This window comes from Planobacterium oryzisoli, assembly GCF_015354315.1.
GTDB classification, from domain to species: Bacteria; Bacteroidota; Bacteroidia; order Flavobacteriales; family Weeksellaceae; genus Planobacterium_A; species Planobacterium_A oryzisoli.
Window position 1 is genome coordinate 12104 of the sequence record NZ_JADKYY010000012.1, and the last position, 14025, is coordinate 26128.

The 14025-nt window shown below is 48.3% G+C and carries 14 protein-coding genes; 8 read left to right on the plus strand and 6 right to left on the minus strand.

What is annotated here, in order from left to right; genetic code table 11:
* The first annotated feature begins 68 nt into the window (after positions 1–68).
* The 4 genes from IC612_RS08880 to ribH all read left to right on the plus strand — a co-directional run bounded on the left by IC612_RS08880 (position 69) and on the right by ribH (position 3033).
* Positions 69–1220, plus strand: a complete 1152-nt coding sequence (locus IC612_RS08880) for a hypothetical protein (RefSeq protein ID WP_194739834.1) — start codon at positions 69–71, stop codon at positions 1218–1220.
* Complete coding sequence (locus IC612_RS08885; protein ID WP_194739835.1) at positions 1220–1762, plus strand: adenine phosphoribosyltransferase; 543 nt, start codon at positions 1220–1222, stop codon at positions 1760–1762. Before IC612_RS08880 ends, IC612_RS08885 begins: the two co-directional genes overlap by 1 nt.
* Before the next feature lie 79 nt (positions 1763–1841).
* Positions 1842–2549 carry a YfgM family protein gene (locus IC612_RS08890; protein ID WP_194739836.1) on the plus strand — a complete coding sequence of 236 codons (708 nt, stop codon included), beginning with the start codon at positions 1842–1844 and terminating at the stop codon, positions 2547–2549.
* A gap of 1 nt (position 2550) precedes the next feature.
* Entirely contained in the window at positions 2551–3033 is a 483-nt protein-coding gene (ribH, locus tag IC612_RS08895) for a 6,7-dimethyl-8-ribityllumazine synthase (protein WP_194739837.1), read from the plus strand.
* Between the two features lie 40 nt (positions 3034–3073).
* Here the strand turns inward: ribH and IC612_RS08900 are convergent, their stop codons facing one another.
* The gene (locus IC612_RS08900; RefSeq protein WP_194739838.1) at positions 3074–4348 is read right to left on the minus strand and encodes a DUF2130 domain-containing protein; all 1275 of its coding nucleotides are present in this window, start codon (positions 4346–4348) and stop codon (positions 3074–3076) included.
* Positions 4349–4510: 162 nt separating this feature from the next.
* Here IC612_RS08900 and IC612_RS08905 point away from each other — a divergent pair, with 162 nt between their 5' ends.
* The 4 genes from IC612_RS08905 (at position 4511) to IC612_RS08920 (ending at position 7608) form a co-directional block, all read left to right on the plus strand.
* Positions 4511–5041, plus strand: a complete 531-nt coding sequence (locus IC612_RS08905; RefSeq protein WP_194739839.1) for a thermonuclease family protein — start codon at positions 4511–4513, stop codon at positions 5039–5041.
* A gap of 201 nt (positions 5042–5242) precedes the next feature.
* Positions 5243–6094 (plus strand): KPN_02809 family neutral zinc metallopeptidase, encoded by an 852-nt coding sequence (gene ypfJ / locus IC612_RS08910; protein ID WP_194739840.1) that lies wholly within the window; start codon positions 5243–5245, stop codon positions 6092–6094.
* Between the two features lie 15 nt (positions 6095–6109).
* Positions 6110–6724, plus strand: a complete 615-nt coding sequence (locus IC612_RS08915; protein ID WP_194739841.1) for a hypothetical protein — start codon at positions 6110–6112, stop codon at positions 6722–6724.
* Positions 6721–7608 carry a DMT family transporter gene (locus tag IC612_RS08920; RefSeq protein WP_194739842.1) on the plus strand — a complete coding sequence of 296 codons (888 nt, stop codon included), beginning with the start codon at positions 6721–6723 and terminating at the stop codon, positions 7606–7608. The genes IC612_RS08915 and IC612_RS08920 overlap by 4 nt, the downstream gene beginning before the upstream one ends.
* A gap of 9 nt (positions 7609–7617) precedes the next feature.
* Here IC612_RS08920 and IC612_RS08925 read toward each other — a convergent pair whose 3' ends face one another.
* From IC612_RS08925 to IC612_RS08945, 5 genes are all read right to left on the minus strand, one after another.
* Entirely contained in the window at positions 7618–8988 is a 1371-nt protein-coding gene (locus IC612_RS08925) for a tetratricopeptide repeat protein (protein WP_194739843.1), read from the minus strand.
* Between the two features lie 80 nt (positions 8989–9068).
* Positions 9069–10451: a phosphoglucosamine mutase gene (glmM, locus tag IC612_RS08930; protein WP_194739844.1), complete on the minus strand. Its 1383-nt coding sequence runs from the start codon at positions 10449–10451 to the stop codon at positions 9069–9071.
* A gap of 254 nt (positions 10452–10705) precedes the next feature.
* On the minus strand, positions 10706–12742 hold the full coding sequence (gene feoB, locus IC612_RS08935) for a ferrous iron transport protein B (RefSeq protein WP_194739845.1): 2037 nt from the start codon (positions 12740–12742) through the stop codon (positions 10706–10708).
* Positions 12742–12996, minus strand: coding sequence for a FeoA family protein (locus IC612_RS08940; RefSeq protein WP_326520654.1), 255 nt, complete (start codon positions 12994–12996; stop codon positions 12742–12744). Before IC612_RS08940 ends, feoB begins: the two co-directional genes overlap by 1 nt.
* A 118-nt stretch (positions 12997–13114) precedes the next feature.
* On the minus strand, positions 13115–13999 hold the full coding sequence (locus IC612_RS08945) for a GLPGLI family protein (RefSeq protein ID WP_194739846.1): 885 nt from the start codon (positions 13997–13999) through the stop codon (positions 13115–13117).
* Positions 14000–14025 lie beyond the last annotated feature (26 nt).

Genomic DNA, 14025 nt, shown 5'->3' on the forward strand with positions numbered 1-14025 from the left:
TAGTGGTATCAATATTAGTCCCGGCAAATTGCCGGGATTTTTTTTAATTTTGTTTAAAACACAACAACATGAACTTTAAACGTATTTTCCTGGTACTGACGTTGCTGCTGCTTTCAGCATGTAAGAAGGACGCTGTCGACGCTTCCTCTACAAAGGCGTTTCAAAGCAGTATTAACGATATGGCTTCAGAGCTTACTACCCTGGAGCAGGTAAAATTCAATGAGGCACTGTACATACTTAAAACCTTTGGCGTAGAGGAAGGCAACGATGTACAGAGGCTCGAAGCCCTCGGTAAGCTGTTAAACGGAATGAAAGTTCCGCAGATACTGGCGCTTGCCGATCAAATAGCCCAGAAAAACGGGATCGACTGGTCCAGTACCGGACCTCCATCTCTAGGCGAGATGAATATTTTTGGCAACGCAGAGGCCATGCAATTTGACCCCAACGATATTAAAGCTTCTTCACTCAATCTAACCACCTTTGAGACGATGAAGGACTCTATTCTGGGTCCAAAAGCAATACAGGTGGTACCACGCCTGGTAGACGCTCAAGGCAAACCGATCGAGTTCTCCGGTGCGGGGCTGGAGACTGTAATGGAGGTCTTTTCGGAAGGCAACCGCGTTCTTACATCCAAGAACCTTATGCAGGATAATGACTTTGCAGGATTTACTCTACGTATGGCTTCCCTACCGCCGGAGAAAGTGCTCGGAGACCGGGTGGATATTACCGTTACCGTTAAGACCACAGGGAAGAACTACCGCATGTCCAAAGTAGGAGTACCCATAAACCGCAAAGCGATGTTAATGCCTCAGGTAGCAGAACCTGCTGCAGATTCGCTACAGAGTGCAGGACCCGAGCCAGGCTCGGATCCGCTGAGCGACAGCGGACAGCCAGGGAGTAGTGCCGGGGATCCCAAAACTACGGTAACACGGTTTTTAAACCTTCTCAACAGTCAGAACCTACGTGCAGCATACGAAGTCTCCAAAAATCCTACGTGGGGATCCTATGAGAGCTTCTCAAATGCCAACAGTGGGTTTGGTGCGGTACGTAGTGTCAATGTGAAAAGTATTTCCACCGTAAACAGTTCTCCTAGTAATTCCACCGTAGGAGCTACCTACGATGTGACGGATAAAAACGGAAGAACAACTTCCCTTCAGGTTGTGTTCGGACTGGAAAATGTGGACGGGGAGTGGATGATAACCTCTTATAAAATCAACTAATGGGTGAGAATAATTCCCTGATTCAGCGTCTGGAAAAGGCAATCGTTAACGTTGCTGATTTTCCAAAAGAAGGAATACAGTTTAAAGATATTACCCCTGTTTTTCTCGATCCTCAGCTCTATCGGGATGTGATAAAAGCGCTGGCAGACTTCAGCCGTGGTAAGGTGGATGCCGTCTGTGGGATCGAAAGCAGAGGCTACCTCTTTGGGATCGCAGTGGCCATGGAACTAAATGTACCTTTTATTCTAATCCGTAAGCAAGGCAAACTGCCGCCTCCTTTTGTCTCCGAGAAATACGAGCTGGAGTATGGATTCGCCGAGATCGAAATGCGCCAGGGACAGCTTCAAAAGGGCCAAAGGGTTCTTATTCATGACGATTTACTCGCAACAGGGGGAACTACTCAAGCGGCTGCAAAGCTGGTGGAGTCGCAGGGAGCGCAGGTCGCGCAGTTCAGCTTTTTAATTGCCCTGGAGTTTTTACAGGGCCAAAAACGTCTCGAGCAGTTCGGGGCACCCATCTACAATATCCTTAACTACCAGTAGGGCGCAGGGCTAAATATCCCATAAACAAATTTTGTATATCACTAATAAACAGTTAAATTTGCACCTCACTTAAATAATTATGGCAAACGAAAGTACGAATTCAAAAAACCCACTGGAAGGAAAGGAAACGGTAGAGTTTTTTAAAGATCTTGATAAAGAGGCACTGCAAACCGAACGTTTTGTAGAGCGTAATGCAAAGACGCTTGCTACAATTTTTGGTGTTTTGGTCCTTGGCGTATTGGGTTATTTTGCCTACCAGCAGTTTGTGATTGCTCCGAAAAACGACGAGGCAACCAAGAGCTACCTCTCGGCAATCAACCAGCTTGCCACCGGAAATAACGTGGATGCTTTGGGTGGAAAATCCGCTGCAAACCCAGGATTTTTGGGAACCTACAAGAATTTCCCAGGTACGGATGCTGCCGAGCTCTCTGCGTACAATGCAGGTCTTCTTCGTTTCAAAGAAGGGAAGTTTCAGGAAGCCTACAACCTTTTGGATGAGTTCAGTTCGGACAATGATATTCTGATGGCTCTAAAGTATGGGGCAATGGCCGATGCAGCTGCCAATTTAAATAAGCCACAGGAGGCAATGGATTTACTGAAAAAAGCGTCTTCTGCATCAGAGGATCCGTATACATCGTACTACTTTACAAAGAAAGCAGGTCTTTTATCTCTGGGTCTTAAGAACAAGGAAGAAGCGAAAAAACATTTTCTGTTAATAGAAGAAAAATACCAGGAATACGACAACGGAATGAGCGATGCGTATATCGAAATGGTGAAAAATTATTAAAATGGCGACAGTTAATCTATCTAACTACCAGCCACTACACTTAAGCGATGCCGATGGGATTTCCATCGGCATTGTAGTTGCCGAGTGGAACAGTTTTATAACGCACAACCTGCGGGATGCTGCACTGGAAATTCTACACAAAGAAGGGGTAAAAAAGGAAAATATCGAAGTGTTCTCCGTACCTGGAGCCTTTGAATTGAGCTACGCCTCCAAAAGGCTGTGTGAGAGTAAAAGATACGATGCGGTAATAGCTATTGGATGCGTAATACGTGGTGAGACCCCCCACTTTGACTTCGTTTGCTCTGCCGTAGCGCAGGGAATTACCGACTGTAACATCCTAACCCAAACCCCTGCGGTCTTTTGTGTCCTTACCGACGATACCAAAGAGCAGTCCCTGGCGCGCAGCGGTGGGAATCTGGGTAACAAAGGGGTAGAGGCTGCGGTAACGGCTCTAGAAATGGTACGCTTTCAGCGCCTGCTCTAATGCGCTCGCCGGGTAAGGCGCCCAATGGTTCTTTGCCCGCCTACTCTTCTCTTCCCAGATTCTGAAATTTCGCCTTCATCGTGGGATTGTTGTGGGTGAGTTTCTTTATGGTAAGATCCTCCGCTTTTTCATTGGCCAGTCGAAGGTTGTTCTCGGAAGAAAGGAGCGCGGCCTTTGTTTTTTCCAGTTCTTTGATGGTTTTATCAATGCCCTCAATAGCATCGCGGAATTTGCGGCTCGCCAGATCGTAATTCCGGGCAAAACCCTCCTTGAACTTATTTATTTTTTCTTCAAAATGGGTAATGTCAATGTTCTGGCTTCGGACTAGAGCCAGCTCCGCTTTGTACTTTGCGGAATTCATTGCGGCATTACGTAGGATGGTAATTATCGGAATGAAAAACTGTGGACGGACTACGTACATTTTCGGAAATCTATAACCCATGTCCACAATACCGGTGTTGTAGAGTTCGCTGTCTGTTTCCAGAAGTGAGACCAGGACTGCATATTCGCACTTCTTTTCACAACGGTCCTTATCCAGTTTTGCCAGAAAATCTTCATTGCGCTTCTTAGTGGAAGTTTCCTCGTTTTCGTTTTTCATCTCGAACATAATGGAAATGATTTCGTTCCCCTCCGGGTCCAGCTCACGGTAAATGAAATCCCCTTTGGTGCCGCTGCGCGCATCGTTGTCCTTTTCAAAATAAGCATTGGGAAATGCAGTAGCCCGAAGCTTATTAAACTCAATTTCGCAGTGCTGCTCCAAACTCTCGCCCAACATTTTAGTGGAGAGTTTTAGCTTCATGTCTTTAACGCGGGCGATTTCCTCCTCCTTGTACTTTATTATGGCATCTTTGCTTTTGAGCTCGGACTCGTAATGCTGCTCCAGGGTGGCCTTGAGGTTTTGGGCCTCGAGATCTTTGGTTTTTAATTCACTTAGAAGCTTGTCGCGCTGCCTTTCAAGTTCTTTGGTACTTTGCGAGAGAGTTAGCTGGTTCTCCGTGTGGATCTTTTCCAGACGGGCTTTTAGCTCTTGAATGGCAGAATCCTTATCGGCCAGTTTTTCTATAAGCTGGGTTTTGCTGTCGGCTTTTAATGCGGCGATTTCCTGGTCTTTCTTTGCGATGTGCTCCTGCAGCATGTTTTTAATTTTTTCCTCTGCTAGGGCTATAGCGGTTTGCTTTTCCCGCTGCGCAGAGTCCAGACGCGACTCTAGCTCCTCCTGGAAGTGATGGTCCCGGACCTGCTTGAGGATTTCAGCATAGCCGGCTTCATCTACTTTAAATGCTTTATGACAGTGGGGACAGATTATTTCATTCATAGAGGGTGGAATTTTCTGCAATGGGTAGCACCGCGGTGGGTGCTCCAATGGTTTTTGCTATATTGCTAGGGTAAGATAATACATGTACCGCAAATAAAAAAGGTATTCTCTTAATTCAATACAGGAAAAGAGTATTTTTTTTCACTAATTTGGTTCAAAGCAATGAAAATAATTTTCGTAGCCCTATTGTGGGCTTTTTTTTCAGGAATTCTTTCCTTCCCATTTCTAGGTACTTTCAGCGTCCTGGAGAATAGGTCTTTTCTTCCGTCAACGGCGCAGCAAAGAACGCCTACCGACCGCTTTTATGTATATAAGGTCGTAGATGGGGATACCTTTTGGATGCGTGCCCGAAGTGGGGAGCAAATTAAAGTCCGGCTGATCGGTATCGATGCTCCGGAGACTCGCAATACTGCTTATAAAAAGAAGGGCTATTACGGGCAAGAAGCCTCGGCCTATCTGCAGCGGCTCATCGGAAATAAGTGGGTTAAGATTGCCCTGGACGTGCAACCTAAAGACCGTTATGGACGACTGCTGGCGTATGTATTCACCCTGGACGGAACCTTTGTAAACGGAGCGCTCGTTAAAGGGGGGTATGCGGTGACATCCACATTTCCTCCCAATGTCCGGTATGCGCAGCAGTTTGTAGCGTGGGAGCGCCAGGCGCGAAGGGAAAAGAAAGGAATGTTCCAATAATTCCAATCTGCCTGTGGGCGGTATATATTCCAAAAACAGTACGGGAATAGGGCTATTAACAAACCTATCGGTGCACTATGGAAGCGAAGTAGGTGCCGGTAGTATGGCGCCAAGTAGGATTGGCCTACTTTTCGATGCCAAATATTTTGTATTTTTAACTCCCTTAAGAGTACGGACCATTAGCAAACAAAACCACACGATATGAAATGGACACAGGACAGAAGCGGTAACGTCGAGGACCGACGCGGAGCAGGAGGCGGAGGCCTTTTGGGCGGAGGCCTTATTACCATGATCATTGCCGCAGTAGTATATTTTCTGGGAGGTGACCCTTCTGCGGTACTAAACTCGGGGCTGGGCAGCGGAATGCAGCAGACCGAGCAGCGGGACCTCACTGCCGAAGAGATGAAAGTACAGGAATTTATCAGTATGCTCACGGTGGAGAACGAGCAGACCTGGGAAAAAATATTTGCCGAAAATTCCATGCAGTACCGCCCGGCTAAAGTCATCTTGTTCTCGGGCGTCACCCAATCGGGGTGCGGAACGGCGCAGGCCGCTATGGGTCCTTTTTACTGTCCGAACGACGAGTCGGTATATATGGACCTTAGCTTCTTTAAAGAATTGGAAAGCCGCTTCGGCGCTCAAGTAACGGAATTCTCGGTTGCCTATGTGCTTGCCCACGAAATGGGACACCATGTACAGAATATACTTGGAACACTGCAGAAAACAGAGCAGCTTAGAAGAAGCGGTAACTATACTGAGGCGGAGATGAACCGCGTCTCGGTGGCCACAGAACTGCAGGCGGATTTTTACGCCGGACTCTGGGCGCGGTATACCGATAACCGCGAACAGTTTCTCGAGCCTGGGGATATTGACGCTGCCATCAGTGCGGCGCAGGCCGTAGGAGACGATAATATTATGCAGCGTTCTCAAGGCTATGTGCAGCAGGAAGCGTTCACGCACGGAAGTTCCGCGCAGCGGAAGCAGTGGTTTCTGAAAGGGTATGAGTCCGGAGATATACGCCAAGGGAACACATTCGATCAGTTGCTTCGCTAAATTCTGCGCTAATTCATGAACTATTTTTTGAGTCTGTTTATTTCACTATTGTGTGTTCAATTCTTCTCGGCACAGCAGAATGTCCATTTTAAATCCGTAAACAGTACCTACCAAGCGCATAAGACTGAATTATATGCCGAGTTTAAACGGCTCTATGAGACGCTCTCTCCCCAGCAGCGACCCTTCCTAGTGGAAGAACTGCAGCAGGTGGAGCAAAAAATGGACAGCCTGGAGAATGCAGGCTACATTAACTCGCTGATAATAACAAAAATAGAGGAAGATCTGTCTGGTCCAAGCAGTACCCGTACCGCTCCTCTAAAAGATTCCGTTGGAAAAGAGGTCATTGTGCCGCAGTATCCGGGGGGAATACCTGCGCTGAGAAAGGAAGTGGCGGAGCTATTCTATATGGATGCCACAGGGCTGCCTCCGACGCTTTCCACCCGTGTGCATTTTGAAGTAGATACATTGGGCGCCGTGCGCTTTGCAAAAGCCGAAGGGGAAAACCTGCTGTTCAACCGACAGGCGGAAATTGCCTTATACCGACTCTCGGGAACTTTTGTACCTGCTTCACAGGGAAGTGAGAAGATTCCCTACCGTTTCCAAATGCCGTTTACCATGCGCTTCGAATGAAAAGTTCTGCCAACCGCGAAAAGTGGATTCTACTGATTGCCCTGACCCTGATCTGGGGCTCGTCCTTCATTTTGATAAAAAAGTCCCTGATCTACTACACTCCGTATCAGGTGGGAGGTCTGCGCGTACTTATTGCCGGACTGCTGCTTCTGCCCCTGGCGATAAAGCACGTGAAAAAATTCCCCCGCGCGCAGCTTAAATACCTGCTGGTGGCTGCCTTCAGCGGCAACTTTATTCCGATGTTTCTCTTTCCCATTGCAGAAACCCGCCTATCTAGCAGTGTGGCAGGAATTGTCAACTCGATGGTGCCGATTTTCGTCATTATTCTGGGAGTACTTTTTTACCGCACCAAAACTACCCTGGGTCAGGGCATAGGTACACTGATTAGTTTTGTTGGGGTATGTATCCTTGCTTTAGGCAACCGGGCGGAGGGACAGCTGGAGATTGTACCCCTGTTGCTGCTGCTTTTAGCCACGCTGCTTTATGCCATCAACGGACTCACCGTAAAGACCCATCTCTACCAGATAGAACCCAAGATACTCTCGGCATTTGTCTTTGGATTTGTCCTTACCGTTCCTTCTGCTCTTACCTTAGTGTTTTCAGGATTCTTTACTACAGAAAACCTTTCCGCTGCGAAAGTGCCCGGGATGCTTTATGTAGCAATGCTTTCGGTGTTTGGAACGGGCCTTGCGATGATGCTCAACTACCGGCTTTTGCGCGTGTCCAGCGCCCTGTTTGCCTCAACGGTGACGCTTCTAATGCCCATCGTGGCGCTCTTTTGGGGGGTAATCGATGGGGAAACCATCACCCTTTTGCAGATTCTTGGGGGCATTATAATCATTGCCGGGCTGCTGCTTTTGCGTTCCTCGGGGAAAAAAACATAGGACAGAGCCTTATTTCTTCTTGGATTTGGTCTTAAGTACCGCCGACTGAATGTATGGATACTTGCTTTCCATGTCCTGGATTAAACTGGCGTCCAGCTCCAAGGCCTTTTCTAAGGCTTGCACTCCTTTGGCCGGCGCTTTTAGCTGGTGGTAGCAGTGACCTAGTTGGTAGTAAAGCTCTGCGCGGGAATGCAGTCTAAGCGCTTCGATAAGAACTTCCAAGGCTTTTTCGAACTCACCCACAAGCATCAATACTTCGGTGTACGCATACCAGTTGTAGAACCTCTGGGGCTCCTCTCTAACCAGGGTCTGCAGACAGCGCAAACTTTCTTCGAAGCGCCCTGCATCGATGTACAGAAAAGCCAGACGCTTTTGGTAGTCCAAGTTTCCGGCGTTAAGTAGCGCCGCCTCGCTAGCAAAATGCAAGGCCTCACGCATCGCACCCAGTTCCTCGTAGAGATAACTCTGTTCCATTAGGGCTAAATAAAACTGCGGGTCTTCAATGACGGCCTTTTGAAAGGCGCCCAGTGCCTGGGGCAGTTTTTTGAGTTCCTTATAGCAGAGACCGATCTTGTAGTAGGTAAAAGCCTTTGTGTATTCAAGCTCCAACATCTCCTGATAGACCTCGATGGCCTTAGCAAATTGCCCAAGGGCTTCGTAGCATGCCGCCTTATTGGCATATACGCCCACGGCCGAGGAGTTAATGGCAATCAAATAATCGAACGAGCGTATGGCCTGTTCGTAGTTCTTGCTGTTGAAATGAAACTGACCGTGTTCGTGCCAGGCGGTTTCGCTGAACGGAAACTCGTCCAGATACGTATCCAAAAATGCCAGAGCTTCGGAAGGTTTCTTCAGGTCCTGATAACAAAGCATCGTGTTTTCCAGGGCATAGTCGTCCTGGGGGTCCGCTTTAAGCGCATTTTGGTAGTGTTTCAGGGCATTGAACGGATCGCCCAGGTTCACGTACTCATCGCCCATAAAATTGTGCAGAAAGTTCTCCTCTTCCTCTGTAGCGAGCGCCAGCTGGCAGTACTCTATAGCCCTGCGGGGATTCCCCAGGTTCGAGTAGTACTTGGCGCAGCACACCAAATAGTCGGTGGACTCCATACTGCTCTCCCTGAGCTCCTCCATCAGCGCGCGCGCCGTGGTGTAGTCCTCCTGCTCCAAGAGCACTTCAAACTGCTTGATTTTAATCTCCAGAGAACTGGGATGAATGGATAGACCGTATTTCACCGCCATATGGGCGTAGGAAATATCCCCCAATTCAAGATAGTAAATGATGATGTCTTCAATCTCACCCGAGTCGAAATACAGGTGCTCTCCTTCTTCGATCATCTGTTCGAACCGTTGTGCCAGTTCGTTTTCAAAAAATTCTTCCAATAGTATGTCTCTCTCTTTTCAATATGCAAAACTGCGTTCTGCACTTCGAAAAGCGCTTATTATAATTCTGGGACCCTTTGTTAAATAAAGGAGCGTATTTCTGCGATGATTCGGTCCCCTAGTGCATCGGCTAGCTCCTGGGATTTGGCCTCGGTGTAGATTCGGATGATCGGCTCGGTATTGGATTTTCTAAGGTGTACCCAGCTGTCCTGAAAATCAATCTTTACTCCGTCTACCGTGGAAACCCTATCATTTAGATACTTCTGCTGCATTTTTGTTAAAAGCAGGTCCACATCAATATCTGGGGTTAACTCTATTTTCTTCTTGCCCATAAAATACGCAGGGTATCCCGCACGCAGCTCGGAAAGACTTTTTCCGCTCTTGGCCATATGGGTAAGAATCAGCGCGGCGCCCACCAGGGAGTCCCTGCCATAATGCAGCTCCGGATAAATGATTCCTCCGTTGCCCTCTCCGCCAATTAGGGCGCCACTGCTTTTCATCAGTTCCACAACGTTTACCTCGCCGACGGCACTTGCCTGGTAGGTAGAACCGTGACTCTTTGCAATATCGGACAGAGCGCGGCTGGAGGATAGATTCGATACCGCTACTCCCGGCGTGTGGGAAAGCAGATAGTCGGCCACTGCTACCAGCGTATATTCCTCACCGAACATTTCTCCGTGCTCGTCCACTAAAGCGAGACGGTCCACATCGGGGTCTACCACAATTCCTAAATCAGCGTTTTCTTTCTTTACCAAAGCGCAGATCTCGGTAAGGTGCTCTTTCAAAGGCTCGGGGTTGTGCGGGAAATGCCCGGTGGGTTCTCCGTAGAGGGAGACCACTTCGCAGCCCATCCTTTCAAGAAGCGGTGGAATGGATATACCTCCGGTGGAATTCACGCTGTCGACCACTACCTTGAATTTTTTCTCCCGTACCGCCTCTGCATCTACCCGGTCCAGAGAAAGTACCTTATCGATATGAATGCCAATTGCATCGTCTCTTTTGGTATAGCTCCCTAAGTCGTCTACCAGTGCAAAGGAAAAATCGGGATCCTCGGCCAGTTCTAAAACTTTGGCGCCGTCCGAGGCGCTTATAAATTCGCCTTTTTCATTGAGCAGTTTCAGGGCGTTCCACTCCTTGGGATTGTGCGAGGCGGTAAGAATGATACCCCCCTGGGCACCAAGCTCCGGTACCATTACCTCCACGGTAGGGGTGGTGGAGAGTCCCAGGTCAATTACATTAATACCCAGACCCTGCAGTGTGGCCCGTACCAGATCCGAGACCATAGCTCCGGAAATTCTGGCGTCGCGCCCAATAACCACGGTAGAAGAGGAATTTCCGCTGCGCTGCTGCAGCCAGCTGCCGTAGGCAGCACTGAATTTCACTATATCCAGTGGCGTTAGGTTTTCTCCGGCCCGGCCTCCGATTGTTCCACGGAAACCCGAAATACTTTTTATTAATGGCATATGAATATTCTGTCTTTAGTGTACTGCTGCAAAATTACGAAACTGCAGTGGGATTACCGCTTGGTGCAGGTTTAATTTTCTTTCACACTACTAGCAGCCGCATCCCTTACTGCAGGAAGCGCCGTTTTTGTTTTTACTGCGCGAAAAAAAGTGCTTCCACACGTAGCGACCGCTTAGAAATAGTGCTAGAAAAACAAGTAACACCGTAAGTATTTGCTGAAGAAGTAAATTGGTTTCCATACGCTTTATCATAATTATTTTAGTAGCTGGTAGGCCAGCATGGCGGCAATATAGGCCAGTCCGCTCATTCCTATCAGTTGCAGTAGGGTCCAGCGCCAGCTGCGCGTTTCGCGGTATACCACTGCTATGGTGGAGATACACTGCATGGCAAAGGCATAGTAAATAAGCACCGATATTCCGGTGGCAAAGCTAAATACCTTGGTGCCGTCCTCTCTGGTATCGCTGCGCATCTTATCAATAATGCGCCCTTCCTCCACGTCCTCATCAAGGCTGTACAGGGTAGCCATCGTTCCTACAAACACTTCCCGTGCAGCAAAACTCGAGAGCACCGAAACTCCCATTTTCCAGTCGTAGCCCAGCGGAGCTACCGCCGGTTCAATGAATTTACCCATCTGCGCCAGATAGGAATCGTCCAGATGCACCTCTGTATCCACCCATTGGGAAGAATCCTTCGAAGGCCCCAGATAACTAAGCACCCAGAGTATAATACTGACGGCAAAAATGACCTTACCGGCGCCCGAGATAAAGTCCCACACCTTTTCCAGCACTATACGCAGATCGTACAGAAACTGCGGCATTTTGTAGGGCGGGAGGTCCAGTATCAGATAGGTCTTTACGTTTTGTTTTATGGACTTTTTCAAGAGAAACGCGGAGGCCATGGCCGTTACGAATCCCAAAAGATACATCACCATAAGGGCAAGGGCCCGTTGGTCAATGCCCAGGATATAATCTTGGGGAATAATAAGGGCAATGATGATGGTGTAGACCGGAAGCCGTGCGGCGCAGGTCATAAAGGGGGTGACAAGGATCGTTATAAGACGCTCCTTGGTGTTTTCAATATTTCGTGTGCCCATGATGGCCGGAATGGCGCAGGCTACTCCCGAGATCAGCGGTACGATGCTTTTGCCTCCAATTCCAAACGGCCGGAGCATGCGGTCCATGAGAAATACCACACGGGCCATATACCCCGAATCTTCCAACAAATAGAGAAGATAGAGCAGGATGCCGATTTGGGGGGCAAAAATCACAATTCCTCCAATTCCCGGAACGATACCTTCGGCCAGCAAGCTGCGAAGCGGCCCTTCGGCCATGTTTGCAGATATAAATTCCGAAAGCGATACAAAAAGCCCGTCGATCCAGTTCATGGGGATCTCCGCCATGAAAAAGACCAGCTGGAACATTAAAAGCAGAACGGCCAGAAAGACCACGTAGCCCCAGAATTTATGTACCAGAATGGAATCGATTTTCTCGGTTAAAAGCTCTTTACGGCCGGGTGTTTTGGTCGTGATTTTATCCAGTATCTGGGCGATATGCTGGTACCGCCGCACGGTCTCCTGTGTCTGCAGCCTCTTGGGAACCGCGCACTTAGATTCCTGGTCGTTTAGTTTTTCTTCCAGGGCCTCGAGTCGTCCCAAATACGTCTCCGAAGAGAGAAGGGTCCATACCTTATAATGGTTATTCTCTTTGGTTTGTGAGGCAATCCGCTCCACCAGAGCCTTCTGCTCCAGAGGAATGGCAAAGGTTATCCCACTATGCTGAGAAAACTTCCCTTCATCAATCGCCTTTTTTATAGCTTCAATCCCTTCGCGGTCCTTGGCATTGGTTAAAAGAATCTCCACGCCAAGTAGCTTCGAGAGCGCCTCGGTGTCGATCGTAAGACCCCTGCGCCGGGCTTCGTCGATTTGGTTTATAACCAGAAGCGTAGGAATTCCCAGGTCCTGGATCTGCTGAAAAAGAAGAAGTCCTCTTTTCAGGTTCAGGGCATCCAGCACATAGACCACGCCGGAATATTCGTGCGCCTGGTCCAAAAGGTATTTGGTAAAAATGGCCTCGTCCTGGGAATCCGGATAAATGCTGTAGGATCCCGGAAGGTCGATGATTTCCACTTCCTTTCCGTTAAAGAGGTAGCGTCCCGAATGGCTCGCTACGGTGACTCCTGCATAGTTTCCGGTCTTCTGGCTTTTGTTACAGAGTGCATTGAATAGGGTGGATTTTCCCACATTGGGATTGCCCACAAGAAGTATTTGCGCTCCTGGAGATGGTGTCTGCATTATCGTATCGCTTCAACTTTTATAAATTCGGCTTCCTCTACCCGTAAGGCTATGCGTGTGCGCTCCTGGCCGTATTCAATGTACAGCGGACCGCGAAACGGCGCCTGATAAAGTATGATAAAAGGAGTTCCCGGCAGAAGGCCCATTTCGATAATCTTATTGGGCATGGTGAGTTCCGGATTTTCGTAGTCCACAACGAGCCCCGCACAACGCAGAGGGAAACGGCTTAAAAGGGTAGAAGGTCTTGATTCCAACGGCCAGAATTTAGAGTGCAAATATACATTATTTATATTAAATCTAAATAAGAAAGCACAAAGCAGGTCCTAAGACCTGCTCTGCACAATTGACTAACTTAATTTAATAGGGTACTGATTACTTTTTTGTTTTGGCAGGAGCGCTGCGCTCAATGCTGTTGTTGTTTTCGTTTAAGAATTTCTTGAGCTGCTCCTCCTGATTCTTAAGCATTTGTGCTACGGAAGTCCCGTCCGGCATCTTTGCATCGTGGGGAACCTGTGCGAGCTGCGAACGTATGGATCCGAACGGATCTTTACGGTAGGCCTCGTACATCTGTTCAAAACGCTTTCTCTCCACCATTAGTGTCTCGCCGCGTCCGCCACCGAATTCCTTCTGCATCTTCTCGGAGTAGGAAATTTCCTGAAAATCCGCAACCGGCTTATTGCCTTTCAGCTCCCAGGAATAGTGGTTTTCACTGTCGGAGATCTTTACGATCAGCCCCGGAAGTCCGTGGAACTTATAGGGTCCGTCCGGCATAGGAAGCTCCGTGGAGAACCATGCGGTCCAGCTTCTTCCTCCGAACTGCGTGGTGGCTTTCTGCGCGGAATATTCTCCAATCATGGATTTTTCTTCCTGAATTTTCCAATCGAGCTTAAGCTTTTCTTCGTAACCGACCACGTCCTGAAGGATCTGGTCGGTATAACGGATATCCATGGAAGGATAGGTCTTGGTAATTTTATAACTGAATTTCGGCGTCTTGAACATCTTGGAGAGGTCTTTGAACGTACCGCTCTTACGCATCTTTTCCATCTCTACTTCCAGCAGAGAGTCCTGCGACACCATAAGAAAATCACGGTATAGAGACTTGTCCTTAGTGACGTCCAGAATGGTCATCGTCTTATGCAGCGAATCCACCTCCACGCCTGGACGGTAGGTAAGTTCGTAGAAAAAACGGTTGGCACTCACTTGGGCTGTGACCCCAAGGGCGACCATAAACAGACAAAGCGCTAGTATTCTTTTCATTGATTTCTGATTTTACTCAATAGGTA

What these genes read in the sequence shown, in the direction of transcription:
- IC612_RS08880 (WP_194739834.1), top strand. Translation starts at nt 69, where the DNA reads ATGAACTTTAAACGTATTTTCCTGGTACTGACGTTGCTGCTGCTTTCA.
- IC612_RS08885 (WP_194739835.1), top strand. Translation starts at nt 1,220, where the DNA reads ATGGGTGAGAATAATTCCCTGATTCAGCGTCTGGAAAAGGCAATCGTT.
- IC612_RS08890 (WP_194739836.1), top strand. Translation starts at nt 1,842, where the DNA reads ATGGCAAACGAAAGTACGAATTCAAAAAACCCACTGGAAGGAAAGGAA.
- ribH (WP_194739837.1), top strand. Translation starts at nt 2,551, where the DNA reads ATGGCGACAGTTAATCTATCTAACTACCAGCCACTACACTTAAGCGAT.
- IC612_RS08900 (WP_194739838.1), bottom strand. Translation starts at nt 4,348, where the DNA reads ATGAATGAAATAATCTGTCCCCACTGTCATAAAGCATTTAAAGTAGAT.
- IC612_RS08905 (WP_194739839.1), top strand. Translation starts at nt 4,511, where the DNA reads ATGAAAATAATTTTCGTAGCCCTATTGTGGGCTTTTTTTTCAGGAATT.
- ypfJ (WP_194739840.1), top strand. Translation starts at nt 5,243, where the DNA reads ATGAAATGGACACAGGACAGAAGCGGTAACGTCGAGGACCGACGCGGA.
- IC612_RS08915 (WP_194739841.1), top strand. Translation starts at nt 6,110, where the DNA reads ATGAACTATTTTTTGAGTCTGTTTATTTCACTATTGTGTGTTCAATTC.
- IC612_RS08920 (WP_194739842.1), top strand. Translation starts at nt 6,721, where the DNA reads ATGAAAAGTTCTGCCAACCGCGAAAAGTGGATTCTACTGATTGCCCTG.
- glmM (WP_194739844.1), bottom strand. Translation starts at nt 10,451, where the DNA reads ATGCCATTAATAAAAAGTATTTCGGGTTTCCGTGGAACAATCGGAGGC.
- feoB (WP_194739845.1), bottom strand. Translation starts at nt 12,742, where the DNA reads ATGCAGACACCATCTCCAGGAGCGCAAATACTTCTTGTGGGCAATCCC.
- IC612_RS08945 (WP_194739846.1), bottom strand. Translation starts at nt 13,999, where the DNA reads ATGAAAAGAATACTAGCGCTTTGTCTGTTTATGGTCGCCCTTGGGGTC.